Raw genomic sequence first — 16,745 nt, 5'->3', positions numbered from 1 at the left:
GAAAGTAAAAAGCCGGATGGGTAACCATCCGGCTTTTTTTCGCCAAAATAACGGCACTATTTCGCCGCTAATCGCCAGGTTAACTCGCTTTCCAGGGACGTCTCATCAGTATTATTACTAAAAGCAGAGTCATTAAGGACGGGGAAAACCGTCACCTTAAAACTCATCTGTTGGCCTGAGGGAACTTGATCATTCTCTACGGCGATCACGCCTTCGTTATTGCGAATATAGAAAGGTGATTCCGTTTTGCTGTCAGGCGTAAAGTTCACCTGGTCGTTCGTCTTGCCTACACTGTAGCTTTTTCCGTCAAGGGTCAAATTATCGACTTTTACCCCAAGTCCCCCATTCAGTCCAAACTGGAAACGCCCTTTCTCTCCCGCGGTACCTTGCACAAAAACGGCCATTTTCTGTTTTTCCGGGCAAAAAACATTCACGTTCACTTCACGTTCGGACATTTTGTGCCAGTTTTGTTGGGTAGTTACGACGTTATCTCGTCTCATCTGTCGATAATCCACCAACGGCTGCGATAGCGTGATCTGACAATCTTCAGCGTAAGTCAGGCCTGGCAGGCACAGCGTCATTAAAAACAGGATCCCGGTTAAACGCTGCATTTTCATCGGCACACTCCATTCACTTCTTCGTAGAAAACGTCTTCATCCCGCTTGTCGCTTAATGTGTAATCAATCTTACAGAGGCGGTTGTTGTTATCATCCATGGCATAAATGGCGCTGAGCTGCTGAGCAGCATTAATAAAGACGTGCCCATCATCAACCGTGGTAACAATGTAGTTTCCTTTGTCATCCACAATCGAGAGCCCTTTAGCCAGAGGTTTACCGTCGGCTCGTTTTACACGCAGCATGACACGTCGACTATTCAGGACGTTAAATGTCACTTCGCTTACTGACGCATTGGCGGCGGCGATATATTTTGTCCCGTTAGCTAACGTCATACTTGGGGGTAACTTGTTGGCATTGACCTCAATGCGGGAATTTCGCCATTCATTCAGGCCAGGAACGACGGCCTGTCCCCAGCGATCCGTCCAGACGGTTCCCTGAGGCGTAGATATTTCTACGCCACTTTTCGGCTCATTCAGTTTGGCAATCGCGAAGGTGTCTCTGATGGTATAAGGCGAGAAGGTGACACCATCTTTGTGCATCGCAATACCGCCGGACAGCGTGGTGCTGTAGTTACGCTGTTGACTACCGTTACTGCCAGCCCCCACACTCAACTGCGTATAGTGCAGGTTAGTATTGATGTTGCCGTTAAAGCTATTGTCCTGTGACTCTTGATCGCGATCGGCAGAAATATAGTAGTTCGTGTTATCTCCCAGTGAGCCACTGTTCGCGACGCCATAATTCGTTCTGTCACCTTGTTTGCGCATATAAGTGCTGACGCTTTGTGCCCCTCCAAGCGGGATGCTCAGGTTCACGTACAGCAGATCATCGTCCTGATCGTCATCGACGTTGCCGACCGCACTTTGCCAGTTAACCGTCACAGAAGCATATTTGAAGGTTTTCCCCCATGAGAGCAGGACGTAACGGGTGTCTTTTTCACCGCTGTTGCTTTGGTTGTAGTTAAATCCAAAACTGAAACTACCGGCCAGAGGGGAAGCAAAATTCAACGTTGATGAGTACGTATTGTCATACCCCTGGTAGCCATCATCCATCGCCTCAGCCAGTTCGCGGTAATTCCCGCTAAAGTGTGTAGCGCTTGCCGACAGTCCAACCTGCTCAGCCAACGCAATCGTGCTTTGTAATTCCGTTTTCAGCCCACTGTTTTCATCACCGAACTGTTCTTTGCTTGCCGCCACGGTGGAGGAAACACCCCATCCCTCTATAAGCTGGAGCTCAGCACTCCCTCCTGCCGCCTGATACTTTTCAGCCGCGACACCCGAAGCCAAAAAATTCATCCAGGGCAGAAGTCTCCAGCCGTTTGAAATATTCAGGACCAGCGGATCACCATAATCGCTGTCAATACTGCGCACCTGACCAGCTGACACAGTAAGCCCCTGTGGGCGCGATAAATTCTGAGCTTTTACTGCAGAAGCCGGAACAATGTAGTGACTAGTTGACCCATCGGATTCTACAACGGTGACATCCAGATCCACGTTACTGCGGACCATTGGGACATCATCTAAGGTGAACGGCCCTGCGGGAACTAACGTACTGAAGATAAGCCGGTTGTTTTGCCGTACCTCAACGCGCGCCTGCGCGGAGCGAGCAATACCTGAAACACTGACACCGGAACCCTCTTTCTGTAATTCACGGGTTGGCATAAGTTGCACCCCCGTGATAGGCACACCGCTCAGGACTGTAGAATAGGCATTAATTTCACCGACCTGCATAGTCAGCTTCTGCAAAGCAAAAACATGCTCAGCGTAGGTGTAAATACTGTCAGCATTTTTTTCGCCATCATCATCCGTCAGGATATAGCGACTACGCAGCGACCAGTCCATGGCGTTCAACCCAGCTTCAAGGCTTGCCTGCGAATAACGACTGGCATCACTGCCTTCATACTCGTTTCGCGTGCTGAAAAGAGAGTAATTAAGCAACCCCGCTGTGCCACCATGCTGGAAATTTTTGATATCCGTATCTAGGCCATTGATCGCTTCTTGTGGCAGATACAGTTCAACCGCTTCCTGATTAGGCAACGCATTCACTACCGCCTGCGCATAATCATGGCGAATATCATGGCAAGCGTCATCTGCCTTCAGCGGAACAGGCACCAGCCCTGCAAACTCAATAAAATCTACATCAATACACAGCACACCGTCATCGTTAAAGCGTACAGCAGCCGTTCCACGATCTTTACCATTCACCTTCACAGAAACTGAGTGTACACCAGGCAGAAATCGAGGTGCCTTAGCGAAATAGCGGTTAAGATCAGCGCTCAACCCACGCGATTCCAGAATACCGGTGTCGAATGTCACTTCCCTCGCCATGACGCAGGAAGAAGAAAGGAATACCAGAGGTAAGGTGCCGCAAAGAAGAGCGCGGACACAAAATACGAGGTGGTTTATTTTACACACCGTTATTTCCCTTTTTTATTTATTGAGCTCAGAGACAAAACTTGGCACTTCAACGCCATAGCGGCTCGCTGGGAAAAACTTGACTTTATTGTCGTTACCAAAGGATTTTTTTAACGTAATAGGCAATGTTTCGCCGGGCAGAATATACGTTTTTGCCAGCGTCCCGCTGATACCTGAAGGTTGTAATACAACATTCTGTGCAAGACGAACCACATACTTGCTGGGGTTAGTCACCTGAACTGACGCCCCCGCAGCTGACCATTTCAGCATCTTCCAGGCATCTGTCACGACGGCTAACTTTGCCGGACGAATGAGTACAGGAATATCCTGTCGAATATTGATGCCGATTTTAATTTTATTCTCATTGTTTTTAGGGGGAATACCTTCAAACGTCACCCGTTTATAATGTTCAACGTCCAATGGAACATTATTTTGTAAAATGAAGCGGAGCTGCTGTGTTTGTCCGGGTTCCAGACGTACCACAGGCTGAGTGACAACCAGCTTCAACCCGTTATCATCCGTTAGGTCGATGACATTCGTATACAGAAGCGAAGGATAGCTATCCGAGTTCTTAATATTAATTGTGCCGCTGTGGGTGGCTTCATCGATAACAAGCAAGCTGGTTTCCGGAACCATTCCTGCGGAATGAGCTGAAAACTGCAGTGATAATATAGCCGTCGCAAAAATAGCTTTAAGTAAATTCGATTTTAAAATGAACATAGCCAAATTCCTTGAATATTACACTCCAACACTCCGTGTTTATCGTGCATTTAAAAAGAGTAAATGCAGCGCATTTACTCTCAGTATAAACTCCCTGGCTAAATACCTACTTCGCCAATTACAGGTATTTCAGGCTAATAGTCAGTTGACCATCCAGCGGGGTATCGTCGGTAATGGCCAGAGTTGTGGTGTCTCTAATCGCCAGAGACGTTACCATCGGGAAAGTCGCGGTCTGGAATGCCAGCGGCTCTAAACTACCCATTGCCGCCACGGTGAAGTCGCGGTAGTTATCGCCCTGGGTGGAACCGTTGGTGCTCTTAATCCAGGTGGTGCTACCATTCTGTTGATACACGGCGTCAACTGCGTTACCGTCGGCAGTTACGCTGTCAAGTTTGACAAACATAGCGTAGTTACCAATATTGACGTCACCGGCAGTTTTACCTACACCATAAATTTGGGATGCTGATGCTGGAGTTACAGACCCGCCTGTAAACAGAGCATTATCTACAGTGATCCCTGCACGAGATGACGCGCGATCGTCAACCATATTCCAAGAAACTTTAGTTGCTGCAGTACAGTTGATTTTCAGATCGATATTTTTCTGGCCCAACTGGTTATTTGCCGAAGCGCTCAGTTCTCCCAGCCGAATGAAACCATAATCAACCACACCGCCATTGCTTAATTCCGGTGTACAGGCAGCATTAGTCAACGTACCCTTAACTTTCAGAACAGCCGTTGGTTCTGCTGCAAGTGCAGAGCTAACAGAAAGTGCTAGCGTGGTGGCGAGAATAACGTTTTTCATTTGTTAATCCTTAACTAAGACTAATAATTTAATAAATAATCCAGACGAATTGAATTAGATGCAGTCTAAAAAATATTATTTAGCGCGTGCAATGTTATTGATTTTGTAAATGTTATCAAGTTAGAAAAATTAATTATGAAATTTAGAAGTTATAAATAAATAGATAATAGATATCAAATAGTCGAGATATCAGGTCAATGAGTATTTTATGTATTAGAAAATGTGATATATAAAATAAATTTTGAGTAATAAGATTAAGCTCAACTATTTGAAATATTTATATTATGTTTCATTACCAATAAATTTTATACATAAAAAAACCAGCCAATATGTAATTGACTGGTTTTCATAACGATTAGAAAAATATATATTTATTTCACAACACGTAACGCCGGACGACCACCGCGCGGAGGCGGATCGTCATCAGGATCATTGTCGTCATGATGATCAGGTTTATCGCCATCGATAAGTGACATCACCGTGTCGCTTTCGCGCTCATCGGATGCATTGTCATCATTCAGGCTGGCAACATCCTCGTCGTATGCCGCTTCCGGCTCAAACATCGTACCCGCGCCGTTTTCACGCGCGTAGATCGCCAGTACCGCAGCCAGAGGAACGGACACCTGACGCGGCACACCGCCAAAGCGCGCATTAAAGCGCACTTCGTCATTCGCCAGTTCCAGGTTGCCCACCGCGCGCGGCGCGATGTTCAGCACGATCTGTCCGTCACGCGCATATTCCATTGGAACCAGCACACCTGGCAACGTCACATCCACAACCAGGTGCGGCGTGAGCTGGTTATCCAGCAGCCATTCATAGAAGGCGCGCAGCAGATACGGACGGCGTGGGGTAAGTTGTGACATTTCCACAGTCATTAGCCTCGGCCAAGACGCATTTCACGTTCAGGTTCAGTTAACGATGCCAGGAATGAATCACGCTCAAATACGCGAGTCATGTAACCCTTCAGCTCTTTCGCACCCGGACCGCTGAACTCTACGCCCAGAGTCGGCAGACGCCAAAGCAGCGGTGCCAGGTAGCAATCCACCAGGCTGAACTCATCGCTCAGGAAGAATGGCTTCTGACCAAACACAGGGGCAATTGCCAGCAACTCTTCACGCAGTTGCTTACGTGCTGCGTCGGCTTCAGAAGAGGAACCGCTAACGATAACGTTCATCAGCGAGTACCAGTCTTTCTCGATACGCTGCATGTACAGGCGGCTTTCACCACGCGCGACAGGGTAAACCGGCATCAACGGCGGATGTGGGAAACGCTCATCCAGATATTCCATAATGATACGGGATTCCCACAGGGTCAGCTCGCGATCCACCAGCGTCGGTACGCTTTGGCTCGGGTTGAGATCGATCAGATCCTGAGGTGGGTTATCCTTTTCCACATGCTCGATCTCAAAACTGACACCCTTCTCGGCCAGCACGATACGAACCTGATGGCTATAAATGTCAGTAGGACCAGAAAACAGCGTCATTACCGAACGTTTGTTGGCAGCGACAGCCATGAAAACCTCCAGGTATATTCAGAATTTTTACTGCTACCGGCCCAACAGGGGCCAGCCAGATGTTGTATCGCCCATCCCAGAGAAGACACATTGTTCAAGAATCGAACAAAAATCGAGTATTCACCGATATTTGGGCAGAAAATTGGATGATAGTTTACCAGATTTTGATGGCTTTGTGGTGAGGGGATTCTGGAAATGTGGAAAAAGAGGAGATATATGAATTTATATTGTGGATAACCTGCACATTATCCATAAAAAAACCCGCCGAAGCGGGTTTTTCGCCAATCGTTCTGCGTAAGCAGAAAATGATTAACGTTTGGAGAACTGTGGACGACGACGTGCTTTACGCAGACCCACTTTCTTACGTTCAACCTGACGAGCGTCACGAGTAACGAAGCCAGCTTTACGCAGTTCAGAACGCAGGGATTCGTCGTACTCCATCAGAGCGCGGGTGATACCGTGACGGATCGCACCAGCCTGACCGGAGATACCACCACCTTTAACGGTGATGTACAGATCCAGTTTTTCTACCATGTCAACCAGTTCCAGCGGCTGGCGAACTACCATGCGGGCAGTTTCGCGACCGAAGTATTGTTCCAGAGAACGCTGGTTGATTACGATTTTACCACTGCCCGGTTTGATGAAAACGCGAGCTGCGGAACTTTTGCGGCGACCAGTGCCGTAGTATTGATTTTCAGCCATTGCCTATAATCCCGATTAGATGTCAAGAACTTGCGGTTGCTGTGCCGCGTGGTTGTGCTCGTTACCTGCGTAAACTTTCAGTTTACGGAACATAGCACGACCCAGCGGGCCTTTTGGCAGCATGCCTTTAACCGCGATTTCAATCACACGCTCAGGACGGCGAGCAATCATCTCTTCAAAGGTCGCTTCTTTGATACCACCGATGTGGCCGGTGTGGTGGTAGTACATTTTGTCAGTACGCTTGTTGCCGGTTACAGCAACTTTATCAGCGTTCAGAACGATGATGTAATCACCGGTATCAACGTGCGGAGTGTATTCCGCTTTATGCTTACCGCGCAGGCGACGAGCCAGTTCAGTAGCCAGACGGCCCAGAGTTTTACCGGTCGCGTCAACAACATACCAGTCGCGCTGTACGGTTTCTGGTTTAGCTGTAAAAGTTTTCATTAAAAGCTTACCCAAATAATAAGTTACACGTTGGTGAACACCCAAACGTTTAGTCAGTTGAGGTTCACACGACAAAGTCCGGCAAACCTACCCCTTCGAATAGCTAATGCCGACACATAGAAAGTTTCGGGAAAAAAACCTTCTCGTAACGTGGGGTCGCAAGATTATAGAGAAGTTGAGGTCAAAGATCGACCCTTAAATGTGATTTGGAATGGGTTTTTCGAGGGTGGGTATTGTGCGGTCGGGTGCCCTTACCCCCAGCCCCTCTCCCACCGGGAGAGGGTGGCATTTGTTACGGCATATGCTCAAGCTTGAGGTATTCCTCGCTCTGCATCTCCTGCAGGCGCGAGAGGCAACGCTGGAACTCAAACTTCAGCCGCTCTCCCTGGTAGATCTCATATAAAGGTACCTCAGCGCTAATCACCAGCTTGACGTGACGCTCATAAAACTCGTCCACCAGCGCAATGAAGCGTCGTGCTTCGCTCTCCATCAGCCGCGTCATGACCGGAACATCCAGCACCATCACGGTATGAAACAGGCGTGAAAGCGCAATATAGTCATGCTGACTGCGGGCATCCACACACAGTGTTGTAAAGGAGACGGCCAGCGTTTGATTCTCTACGCCAAGCGTGGGCAACGGGCGGTGGTTAATCTCAAGCTCCGGAGCGTTTTCACGTTTTGCCCCCGCCAGCGCCAGCCAGAGTTTATCCATTTGATGGGTAGTCTCGGCATTCAGTGGTGAGAGCCACAGGTGCGCCTGGGTCAGTGTGCGCAGCCGGTAATCCACCCCGGCATCCACATTCATAATGTCACAATACTGTTTGATGGCATCAATGGCAGGCAGGAAACGCGCCCGTTGCAAACCATTGCGATACAGTTCATCAGGCGGGATATTTGACGTGGCAACCAGCGTAATCCCGCGAGCAAACAGCGCTTTCATCAGGCCGCCTAACAGCATGGCATCAGTGATGTCAGAAACAAAAAATTCATCGAAGCAGAGCACGTCCGTTTCCGCCTTGAACCTGTCGGCCACAATCTCCAGCGGATCACTTTTGCCCTGCAGTGCGGTCAGTTCTTCATGAACCCGCAGCATAAAGCGATGGAAGTGCAGACGCTGCTTACGTGCGCCCGGCAGACTCAGATAAAACAGATCCATCAGCCAGGTTTTTCCGCGCCCTACGCCGCCCCACATATATAAGCCGCGCACCGGAGCATGAATCTGTGGCTCTTTTTTCCCGAGCAACCGCCCTAACGCCACCTTCAGCCCACCACGTTGTTCCGCTTCTGCGGGTTTTACCGTGAGTTCCTGATAAATCATCTCCAGGCGGCTTACCGCCTCACGTTGAACGTCATCCGCTTGATGAGTTCCCTCGTTAAGGGCCAGTTGATAACGCGATGCAGGGGACAGGTTTTGCATAATCTTATTGTTATTCCTTCAATTAAACCTCACCAGCAGCCGTGACTGATGAAAAAAAGGCCGTTCTACACTACGCGATGATACGTCAGGATTCCACTTCTACAGAAATAGCGGTTATAGTGGCATTATCAGGCACAGGCAGGAGCCGAGCCAACACCCTACGGAACAACAAGACAACGGGAGAAGTTCATGACCTGGGAATATGCGCTAATCGGTTTAGTCGTCGGCATCGTCATCGGTGCTGTAGCCATGCGTTTCGGTAATCGCAAATTGCGTCAGCAGCAGTCACTGCAGTACGAACTGGAAAAGAACAAAGCGGAACTGGAAGAGTATCGTGAAGAGCTGGTCAGCCACTTTGCCCGTAGCGCCGAGCTGCTGGACAACATGGCGACCGACTATCGTCAGCTGTATCAACATATGGCAAAAAGCTCCAGCAGCCTGCTGCCGGAAATGACCGCGGAAACCAATCCGTTCCGCAACCGTCTGGCAGACTCTGAAGCTGGTAACGATCAGGCGCCCGTTCAGATGCCTCGTGACTATTCAGATGGTGCTTCCGGCCTGCTGCGTGGCGGTGTAAAACGCGATTAATCGCACAACCTGAATTTATTTTACGGGCGCAGCGATTGCGCCCGTCCTTTCTTCATGACCCCAGCTATCATTTAGTTAAACACCTCATTGTTCAGCGGTTTAAAATTCAATAACATCAACGTGTTTTTGGGGCCGTTTTTCCTTTATTCCAGGTTACGAGAGTCAACATCGATGAAGAAAAAAAACCAGCTGTTGAGCGCTATCGCGTTAAGTGTCGGGTTATCTCTCTCGGCGTCCTTCCCTGCCCTTGCCGCCATCCCCTCTCAGGTGCCCGGTCAGGCGGCCATTCCAAGCCTCGCGCCGATGCTGGAAAAAGTGTTGCCTGCGGTCGTCAGCGTACAGGTTGAGGGTACGGCTGTACAAAGCCAACGCGTACCGGAAGAACTGAAAAAATATTTTGGCGATGAGGCTCCCGACCAGCAGGCTCAGCCTTTTGAAGGTCTGGGTTCAGGTGTCATTATTGATGCGGCCAAAGGCTATATTCTGACCAACAACCATGTCATCAGCCAGGCCGATAAAATCAGCGTACAGCTTAATGATGGACGTGAATTTGATGCCAAACTGATTGGCGGCGATGACCAGAGCGACATCGCGCTGTTGCAGGTGCAAAACCCGAGCAACCTGACTCAGATTGCCATTGCGGACTCCGACAAACTGCGTGTTGGTGATTTTGCCGTTGCCGTAGGCAACCCCTTTGGTTTAGGACAGACCGCCACCTCCGGGATCGTCTCGGCACTGGGTCGTAGCGGCCTGAATCTGGAGGGGCTGGAAAACTTTATTCAGACGGATGCCTCCATCAACCGTGGGAACTCCGGTGGGGCATTGCTCAACCTGAATGGCGAGCTGATTGGGATTAACACGGCTATTCTGGCCCCGGGAGGCGGCAGCATTGGGATTGGTTTCGCCATCCCCAGTAACATGGCCAAAACGCTGGCCCAGCAGCTGATCCAGTTCGGTGAAATCAAGCGCGGACTGTTGGGGATCAAGGGAATGGAGATGAGCGCGGATATCGCCAAAGCGTTCAACATCAACGTGCAGCGGGGCGCATTTGTGAGTGAAGTGCTGCCAAACTCCGGTTCGGCAAAAGCCGGCGTGAAGTCAGGCGATGTGATCGTCAGTCTGAACGGTAAACCGTTGAGCAGCTTCGCAGAGTTGCGTTCACGCATTGCCACGACAGAACCTGGTGCCAAAGTGAAACTGGGACTGATTCGTGACGGCAAGCCGCTGGACGTTGAAGTCACACTGGATAAGAGTACCTCGTCATCTGCCAGTGCTGAGCTTATCGCCCCGGCGTTACAAGGGGCAACGTTAAGCGATGGGCAACTGAAAGACGGTACGAAAGGCATTAGCATCGACACCGTTGAGAAGAGCAGCCCTGCCGCGCAGGCCGGATTACATCAGGATGATGTCATCATTGGCGTAAACCGCAATCGCGTGCAATCCATCGCCGAGCTGCGCAAGGTACTGGAAAGTAAACCAGCGGTCATTGCCCTGCAGGTTATGCGTGGTAATGAGTCTATCTATATTCTGTTGCGCTAAGCATTTGCGATGCCGGACATCACCGCTGCGTGTGATGTCCGGATAACTCATGTTATGCTGCAAATCGTCCCTTTTTTAACGACACGCGCATCATGCTTTTAAAGCTCTTACGTTCAATTGTCATCGGTTTGATTGTCGGCGGCCTGTTGCTGGCGGCAATGCCGTCTTTACGTCAGTTCAATAAGCTGACGGCTCCCGAGTTCGACAGCACGGATGAAACGCCGGCTACCTATAACCAGGCCGTTCGCCGTGCCGCACCTGCCGTGGTGAATGTCTATAACCGCGGCCTTAATAGTGCAACCCATAACCAGCTGGAGATCCGCACCCTCGGCTCCGGGGTGATTATGGACGAACGCGGCTACATTATTACCAACAAGCACGTGATTAACGATGCCGACCAGATTATCGTTGCCCTGCAGGATGGCCGCGTGTTTGAGGCGTTACTTGTGGGGTCTGACAGCCTGACCGACCTGGCCGTCCTGAAAATCAACGCCACGGGCGGTTTGCCGATCATTCCAATTAATCGTAAACGCACCCCTCACATTGGTGACGTCGTCCTGGCTATCGGTAACCCTTATAACCTGGGCCAGACGATTACCCAGGGAATTATCAGTGCGACGGGTCGTATTGGCCTCAACCCATCCGGGCGGCAGAACTTCCTGCAAACCGATGCGTCGATCAACCGCGGTAACTCCGGCGGTGCACTGGTTAACTCACTGGGTGAGTTGATGGGCATCAATACCCTCTCGTTCGACAAGAGCAACGACGGCGAGACACCGGAAGGGATCGGCTTTGCCATTCCGTTCCAGCTGGCGACCAAAATTATGGATAAACTGATCCGCGATGGACGGGTGATCCGTGGTTATATCGGAATTGGTGGCCGTGAAATTGCACCAATGCATAACCAGGGCGGCGGTATTGATCAGATTCAGGGCATCGTGGTCAACGAAGTGTCACCTGGCGGCCCGGCAGACAACGCGGGAATTCAGGTTAACGATGTCATTGTGTCGGTTAATGGTACGCCAGCGGTCTCGGCACTGGAAACCATGGATCAGGTCGCAGAGATCCGTCCGGGGTCTATCATCCCTGTTGAAGTTATGCGCAACGATAAGAAACTCACGCTGCAGGTGACGGTTCAGGAATACCCGGCAACAAACTGACAGCCATAAAAAAACCGAAGCCAGTGAGTGCTTCGGTTTTTTTTGCCGGGTGGCGCTAACGCTTACCCGGCCTACGTGAGACGGTTCGTTTTACTTGTTAACGAACTCTTCGCCCAGGGTGATATCTTTCTTCAGGGTATCCAGCATGCCTTCCATCGCGTGTTGTTCAAACGCGCTCAGCTTGCCGATAGGCTGACGTTCTTCGATACCATTTTTACCCAGCAGCAGCGGCTGAGAGAAGAAGCGAGCGTGTTCGCCATCGCCTTCAACATAAGCGCATTCTACAACGCCTTTCTCGCCCTGCAGAGCGCGAACCAGTGACAGGCCGAAACGTGCAGCCGCCTGGCCCATAGACAGGGTTGCAGAACCGCCACCCGCCTTCGCTTCCACCACTTCGGTGCCCGCGTTCTGGATACGTTTGGTCAGGTCAGCCACTTCCTGCTCGGAGAAGCTTACGCCTGGGATCTGCGACAGCAGAGGCAGAATGGTGACACCAGAGTGTCCACCGATCACCGGAACTTCAACGTCTGTTGGCTGTTTGCCTTTCAGCTCAGCCACGAAGGTGTTGGAGCGGATGATATCCAGCGTGGTCACGCCGAACAGTTTATTTTTGTCGTAAACACCGGCTTTCTTCAGCACTTCTGCTGCGATAGCAACAGTGGTGTTCACCGGGTTAGTGATAATACCGATGCACGCTTTCGGGCAGATTTCAGCGATCTGCTGTACCAGGTTTTTCACGATGCCCGCGTTGACGTTGAACAGGTCTGAACGATCCATACCTGGCTTACGCGCCACGCCTGCAGAAATCAGCACCACGTCGGCACCCTGCAGAGCAGGACGCGCGTCTTCACCGGAGAAGCCTTTGATTTTCACAGCTGTCGGGATGTGGCTCAGGTCAACCGCCACACCAGGGGTTACCGGAGCAATATCGTACAGGGAGAGTTCTGAGCCTGAAGGCAGTTGGGTTTTCAGTAGTAGGGCAAGCGCCTGGCCGATACCACCAGCAGCGCCGAGGACTGCGACTTTCATCCTAAACTCCTTATTATGGTTAACTTAAGTATCTGTAACTCCGTTGCGGCGACCATAATTCAGCGAGTAAATAATTACAATTTTCGTAGCTAAAGAATTTGAGGTCACGCGACTTTATCTCTCACCAGAAGACTATCTGACGACAGACGGCAACGAATTAAGAGGTGGTTACAATACACCCTGCCCCGCCACCAAAACAACATCATTTTGATAACATTTAATTTACTTTTAAGCTTATTTGCGCGGCGTGACCCAGGCATGTTTTCTGATAACGAAATCTGATAAAATCACTCCCTTTCATAACATTATTTCAGACTACCTCCCGGTAGATAATTTGCATAAAAATTCATCCACATGCATAATAATGTTGTTTCTATCGTCATATTCCGGGTGACTTATGCGAAGCTCGTCTAAGCAAGAAGAATTAGTAAAGGCGTTTAAAGCGCTACTCAAAGAAGAGAAATTCAGTTCTCAGGGAGAGATTGTTCAGGCGTTACAGGAACAAGGCTTCGATAACATCAATCAGTCGAAAGTCTCCCGCATGTTAACTAAATTTGGCGCGGTGCGTACCCGTAACGCCAAAATGGAGATGGTCTATTGCCTGCCAGCTGAACTTGGCGTGCCGACGACCTCCAGCCCGCTGAAGAATCTGGTACTGGATATCGACTATAACGACGCCGTGGTGGTGATCCACACCAGCCCTGGTGCTGCGCAGTTGATTGCTCGCCTGCTGGATTCCTTAGGTAAAGCGGAAGGTATTCTCGGCACGATTGCCGGGGATGACACTATCTTTACCACCCCGGCAAATGGTTTCTCCGTCAAAGATCTCTACGAGGCAATTCTGGTTCTGTTCGAACAGGAACTCTAATCTCCTCTCCCCGTAGCACCGCTGCGGGGATCGTTCTGCTCCCGCTGCGTTTCCCTCTCGATTCCACTGCCCTGACTTTGACAAATAGTGCTTTTTACTACCTATTAACATTCATCTGGTGAATGCTAAATCAAAAAATCGCACAAAAAATCAAAATCAGATATCCATATGATTTAATTAGAGTTCAATACATAAAGTGGACAAAAAACACCCAATATTATGCAATTTGGTTATAAAAAACGCATTGGTTAACACGTAATAACAACTGGAACAATTAGCCTGGTATTAATTTTTACCGTTATTAGTGTATACTTGATTTTGTGATGAGGGTCACGAAACAAGACCCCACTAAAAAATTCGACGAGGTAAAAATCATGAACATTAAAACTACTGTAGCGGCGCTGAGCGTCCTGTCTGTCCTGTCATTCGGTGCTTTCGCTGCTGACTCAATCAATGCTGAACAGGCGCAATCCCGCCAGGCAATTGGTACGGTTTCTGTCGGTGCGATCGGTACATCCCCGATGGACATGCATGAGATGCTGAACAAGAAAGCGGAAGAACAGGGTGCATCATCCTACCGCATCATTGAAGCACGTTCAGGTGACCACTGGCACGCGACTGCTGAGCTGTATAAATAAGTTTTAGCAATAACTGAAGACATAAATCTCCACTCAACGGCACCAGGCATAAAAATAGCTTTTCAACCCTTCTCGCCGTTGAGCAACAACCCTATTCAGGAGTAAAGACTATGAAAACCAAATTGATCATCGCAACCCTCGGTCTGGCCTCAGTTCTCTCTTTCGGCGCAAGTGCAGCCGTACAGCAAGTGAATGCCGACCAGGCACAAAATCTGCAGTCTATGGGCAGTGTATCCGTAACGTCTGTCACTGGTTCACCCATGGATATTCGTCACGAACTGGCCGCAAAAGCTGAAAAAGCAGGCGCCAGCAGCTATCGTGTCACCGAACTGAATCAGGGTGACCACTGGCATGCAACAGCAGAGCTGTACAAATAAACCCTCGTCGTATTTCATCATACGACTTGCCCCTGACCTGCTGGTCAGGGGCTTTTTTTATGCAATTCAATGGCGCGCGTTAAAACGCAGTTGCCCTTCCAGCTCTTCTTCCGCTTCATCGAACAGTAATATCAATGCGCCAAAACGTCTGCGCAGCTTATCGGGTAAATGAATGAACTCAATCTCCAGCGGGAGTGGCAACAGACTGCCGGTCACCACGTCCCACAGGGTATCCAGATTCGTCACGCTTTCCCGTTCAAGATCAAACACCCGGATAAATTCACGATAGAAGTCTTCCTGACTGTCGATCTCGTCAAAATCAAAGGTATAGGTTTTCATTGCCAGCCACCCAGTCCACGCGAACGGCAGCTGCCGCCGCCCTGTCTATTATAATCCCCCGATATGCAGGGTTTTGACTTCCAGATACTCTTCCAGCCCAAGCACGGAGCCCTCGCGTCCAAGACCTGACTCTTTTACGCCGCCAAAGGGTCCCAGTTCCGTGGAAACGGCACATTCGTTAATGCCAATCATCCCGCTCTCGATAGCCTGAGAAACACGGAAAACGCGTGAAAGATTCTGGGTATAGAAGTAAGCCGCCAGGCCATAAGGCGTGTTGTTGGCACGCTGAATGACCTCATCTTCTGAGGTGAAACGGAAGCATGCCGCTACCGGGCCAAACGTCTCTTCTTCTGCCAGCTTCATGCCTTCATGGCAGTCACCCAGTACGGTTGGCATCCAGAAATTTCCGCCAAGTGGATGGGGTTTCCCCCCTGCCAGTACGGTTGCCCCGCGGGCAACGGCATCGTCGACATGCTCACGTACCTTGTTGACCGCAGCAGGTTCAATCAGTGGTCCGACGACAACCCCCTCTTCAAGACCATTACCCACCTTCAGCGCCTTCACCGCATCGGCAAGTTTATTCACAAACTTGTCGTAGACGGTTTCCTGAATATAGAAACGGTTAACGCTCACGCAGACCTGCCCGGCATTACGGAATTTGTTGGCGATAGCACCTTTAACCGCTGCGTCGATATCCGCATCCTCAAAAACGATATACGGGGCATTTCCCCCCAGTTCCATCGAGACTTTTTTCATGGTGTCTGCGGCGTTACGCACCAGCGTTTTGCCGACGGAAGTCGAACCGGTAAAGGAGATTTTACGTACGTCCCGGCTGGCCATGATCGCGTCACTGATTTCATGGGTATTCCCGGCCACGGCGTTGAGGACACCGTCGGGCACACCGGCCTGTTTAGCCAGGGTAAGCAGCGCAAAAGCACTGAGCGGCGTGTTATTGGCTGGTTTGATCACCCCGGTACAGCCCGCAGCAAGCGCCGGGCCTAATTTACGGGTGAGCATCGCCATCGGGAAGTTCCACGGTGTAATCGCCGCGACCACACCAATGGGCTCGCGGGTTGCCAGAATGCGGGAACCGGGTTTGATCGGCGGAATAATTTCCCCGTTAGCGCGCTTGGCCTCTTCGGCAAACCACTGGATAAAGCTGGCGGCGTACTCTACTTCACCTTCCGCTTCTTTAAGAGGCTTGCCCTGCTCGGAGGTCATTAGCTGCCCGAGCCAGTGTTTATTTTCAATAATCAGTTCGTACCAGCGGTAAAGGATCGCCGAACGCTCTTTCGCGGTTTTGGCTCGCCATGCCGGGAAAGCATTAGTGGCTGCGGCAATCGCAACTTCGGTTTCCGCTTTACCCGCTTTCGCGACTTTAGCGATGACCTCGCCGGTCGCCGGGTTAAGCACATCAAACGTCGTGTCCAGCGTTTTCCAGATGCCATTAACCAGATAACCGGTCTGAAAAAGGATGTGGTCCTGAAGCGTCTCAGTCGTCATGTGTCCTCCCTTTCTGAATGTAAGAACGTGCTGGAATTAAGTATAGCCACAAAAAAACCGACGCTTTTGGCGTCGGCT

General features: G+C 50.2%; 18 protein-coding genes. 6 read left to right on the top strand and 12 right to left on the bottom strand.

Annotated features, from left to right (window positions below; translation table 11 throughout):
• Positions 1-56: 56 nt before the first annotated feature.
• The 9 genes from V6E55_RS10385 to zapE form a co-directional block, all read right to left on the bottom strand.
• Complete coding sequence (locus tag V6E55_RS10385) at positions 57-617, bottom strand: hypothetical protein (RefSeq protein WP_316942760.1); 561 nt, start codon at positions 615-617, stop codon at positions 57-59.
• Positions 614-3,028, bottom strand: coding sequence for a fimbrial biogenesis usher protein (locus V6E55_RS10380; protein WP_410493447.1), 2,415 nt, complete (start codon positions 3,026-3,028; stop codon positions 614-616). The genes V6E55_RS10385 and V6E55_RS10380 overlap by 4 nt, the downstream gene beginning before the upstream one ends.
• A gap of 15 nt (positions 3,029-3,043) precedes the next feature.
• Entirely contained in the window at positions 3,044-3,748 is a 705-nt protein-coding gene (locus V6E55_RS10375) for a fimbria/pilus chaperone family protein (RefSeq protein WP_316942759.1), read from the bottom strand.
• 118 nt (positions 3,749-3,866) lie between these two features.
• Complete coding sequence (locus tag V6E55_RS10370; protein ID WP_316942757.1) at positions 3,867-4,550, bottom strand: DUF1120 domain-containing protein; 684 nt, start codon at positions 4,548-4,550, stop codon at positions 3,867-3,869.
• A gap of 371 nt (positions 4,551-4,921) precedes the next feature.
• On the bottom strand, positions 4,922-5,419 hold the full coding sequence (gene sspB / locus V6E55_RS10365; RefSeq protein WP_024906337.1) for a ClpXP protease specificity-enhancing factor: 498 nt from the start codon (positions 5,417-5,419) through the stop codon (positions 4,922-4,924).
• 5 nt (positions 5,420-5,424) lie between these two features.
• Positions 5,425-6,063: a stringent starvation protein SspA gene (gene sspA / locus V6E55_RS10360; RefSeq protein ID WP_028017010.1), complete on the bottom strand. Its 639-nt coding sequence runs from the start codon at positions 6,061-6,063 to the stop codon at positions 5,425-5,427.
• A 309-nt stretch (positions 6,064-6,372) separates the two neighbouring features.
• A complete protein-coding gene (gene rpsI / locus V6E55_RS10355) occupies positions 6,373-6,765 on the bottom strand; it encodes a 30S ribosomal protein S9 (RefSeq protein ID WP_003860436.1) in 393 nt (130 codons plus the stop codon).
• A 15-nt stretch (positions 6,766-6,780) separates the two neighbouring features.
• Positions 6,781-7,209 carry a 50S ribosomal protein L13 gene (rplM, locus tag V6E55_RS10350; RefSeq protein ID WP_003860434.1) on the bottom strand — a complete coding sequence of 143 codons (429 nt, stop codon included), beginning with the start codon at positions 7,207-7,209 and terminating at the stop codon, positions 6,781-6,783.
• Positions 7,210-7,501: 292 nt separating this feature from the next.
• A complete protein-coding gene (gene zapE / locus V6E55_RS10345; protein ID WP_129994879.1) occupies positions 7,502-8,626 on the bottom strand; it encodes a cell division protein ZapE in 1,125 nt (374 codons plus the stop codon).
• A 189-nt stretch (positions 8,627-8,815) separates the two neighbouring features.
• On the opposite strand from zapE, the gene zapG reads away from it, so the two are divergent.
• The 3 genes from zapG (at position 8,816) to degS (ending at position 11,913) form a co-directional block, all read left to right on the top strand.
• Positions 8,816-9,214, top strand: a complete 399-nt coding sequence (gene zapG / locus V6E55_RS10340) for a Z-ring associated protein ZapG (RefSeq protein ID WP_008502832.1) — start codon at positions 8,816-8,818, stop codon at positions 9,212-9,214.
• Between the two features lie 171 nt (positions 9,215-9,385).
• Complete coding sequence (degQ, locus tag V6E55_RS10335) at positions 9,386-10,753, top strand: serine endoprotease DegQ (protein WP_114978868.1); 1,368 nt, start codon at positions 9,386-9,388, stop codon at positions 10,751-10,753.
• Positions 10,754-10,845: 92 nt separating this feature from the next.
• On the top strand, positions 10,846-11,913 hold the full coding sequence (gene degS / locus V6E55_RS10330) for an outer membrane-stress sensor serine endopeptidase DegS (protein WP_114978869.1): 1,068 nt from the start codon (positions 10,846-10,848) through the stop codon (positions 11,911-11,913).
• Positions 11,914-12,003: 90 nt separating this feature from the next.
• Here degS and mdh read toward each other — a convergent pair whose 3' ends face one another.
• Entirely contained in the window at positions 12,004-12,942 is a 939-nt protein-coding gene (gene mdh, locus V6E55_RS10325; RefSeq protein WP_114978870.1) for a malate dehydrogenase, read from the bottom strand.
• A gap of 397 nt (positions 12,943-13,339) precedes the next feature.
• Between mdh and argR the strand changes: the two genes are divergently transcribed.
• The 3 genes from argR (at position 13,340) to yhcN (V6E55_RS10310) (ending at position 14,825) form a co-directional block, all read left to right on the top strand.
• Positions 13,340-13,810 (top strand): transcriptional regulator ArgR, encoded by a 471-nt coding sequence (argR, locus tag V6E55_RS10320; RefSeq protein ID WP_003860428.1) that lies wholly within the window; start codon positions 13,340-13,342, stop codon positions 13,808-13,810.
• A 374-nt stretch (positions 13,811-14,184) separates the two neighbouring features.
• The gene (gene yhcN / locus V6E55_RS10315) at positions 14,185-14,448 is read left to right on the top strand and encodes a peroxide/acid stress response protein YhcN (RefSeq protein ID WP_114978871.1); all 264 of its coding nucleotides are present in this window, start codon (positions 14,185-14,187) and stop codon (positions 14,446-14,448) included.
• Between the two features lie 110 nt (positions 14,449-14,558).
• Positions 14,559-14,825 carry a peroxide/acid stress response protein YhcN gene (gene yhcN, locus V6E55_RS10310; protein ID WP_111964988.1) on the top strand — a complete coding sequence of 89 codons (267 nt, stop codon included), beginning with the start codon at positions 14,559-14,561 and terminating at the stop codon, positions 14,823-14,825.
• A gap of 66 nt (positions 14,826-14,891) precedes the next feature.
• Here the strand turns inward: yhcN (V6E55_RS10310) and V6E55_RS10305 are convergent, their stop codons facing one another.
• Both V6E55_RS10305 and V6E55_RS10300 read right to left on the bottom strand, forming a co-directional pair.
• Positions 14,892-15,164, bottom strand: a complete 273-nt coding sequence (locus V6E55_RS10305; RefSeq protein WP_008502839.1) for a barstar family protein — start codon at positions 15,162-15,164, stop codon at positions 14,892-14,894.
• A 48-nt stretch (positions 15,165-15,212) separates the two neighbouring features.
• A complete protein-coding gene (locus V6E55_RS10300) occupies positions 15,213-16,667 on the bottom strand; it encodes an NAD-dependent succinate-semialdehyde dehydrogenase (RefSeq protein ID WP_316942755.1) in 1,455 nt (484 codons plus the stop codon).
• Between the last annotated feature and the right edge of the window lie 78 nt (positions 16,668-16,745).

Origin of the sequence: Enterobacter sp. 342 (genome assembly GCF_036663495.1) — a bacterium.
Classification (GTDB): domain Bacteria; phylum Pseudomonadota; class Gammaproteobacteria; order Enterobacterales; family Enterobacteriaceae; genus Enterobacter.
This window is presented reverse-complemented; position numbering and strand designations above follow the sequence as displayed.

Coding starts and splice junctions, on each gene's coding strand:
- V6E55_RS10385 (WP_316942760.1), bottom strand. CDS start 617: ATGAAAATGCAGCGTTTAACCGGGATCCTGTTTTTAATGACGCTGTGC.
- V6E55_RS10375 (WP_316942759.1), bottom strand. CDS start 3,748: ATGTTCATTTTAAAATCGAATTTACTTAAAGCTATTTTTGCGACGGCT.
- V6E55_RS10370 (WP_316942757.1), bottom strand. CDS start 4,550: ATGAAAAACGTTATTCTCGCCACCACGCTAGCACTTTCTGTTAGCTCT.
- sspA (WP_028017010.1), bottom strand. CDS start 6,063: ATGGCTGTCGCTGCCAACAAACGTTCGGTAATGACGCTGTTTTCTGGT.
- rpsI (WP_003860436.1), bottom strand. CDS start 6,765: ATGGCTGAAAATCAATACTACGGCACTGGTCGCCGCAAAAGTTCCGCA.
- rplM (WP_003860434.1), bottom strand. CDS start 7,209: ATGAAAACTTTTACAGCTAAACCAGAAACCGTACAGCGCGACTGGTAT.
- zapE (WP_129994879.1), bottom strand. CDS start 8,626: ATGCAAAACCTGTCCCCTGCATCGCGTTATCAACTGGCCCTTAACGAG.
- zapG (WP_008502832.1), top strand. CDS start 8,816: ATGACCTGGGAATATGCGCTAATCGGTTTAGTCGTCGGCATCGTCATC.
- degQ (WP_114978868.1), top strand. CDS start 9,386: ATGAAGAAAAAAAACCAGCTGTTGAGCGCTATCGCGTTAAGTGTCGGG.
- degS (WP_114978869.1), top strand. CDS start 10,846: ATGCTTTTAAAGCTCTTACGTTCAATTGTCATCGGTTTGATTGTCGGC.
- mdh (WP_114978870.1), bottom strand. CDS start 12,942: ATGAAAGTCGCAGTCCTCGGCGCTGCTGGTGGTATCGGCCAGGCGCTT.
- argR (WP_003860428.1), top strand. CDS start 13,340: ATGCGAAGCTCGTCTAAGCAAGAAGAATTAGTAAAGGCGTTTAAAGCG.
- yhcN (WP_114978871.1), top strand. CDS start 14,185: ATGAACATTAAAACTACTGTAGCGGCGCTGAGCGTCCTGTCTGTCCTG.
- yhcN (WP_111964988.1), top strand. CDS start 14,559: ATGAAAACCAAATTGATCATCGCAACCCTCGGTCTGGCCTCAGTTCTC.
- V6E55_RS10305 (WP_008502839.1), bottom strand. CDS start 15,164: ATGAAAACCTATACCTTTGATTTTGACGAGATCGACAGTCAGGAAGAC.
- V6E55_RS10300 (WP_316942755.1), bottom strand. CDS start 16,667: ATGACGACTGAGACGCTTCAGGACCACATCCTTTTTCAGACCGGTTAT.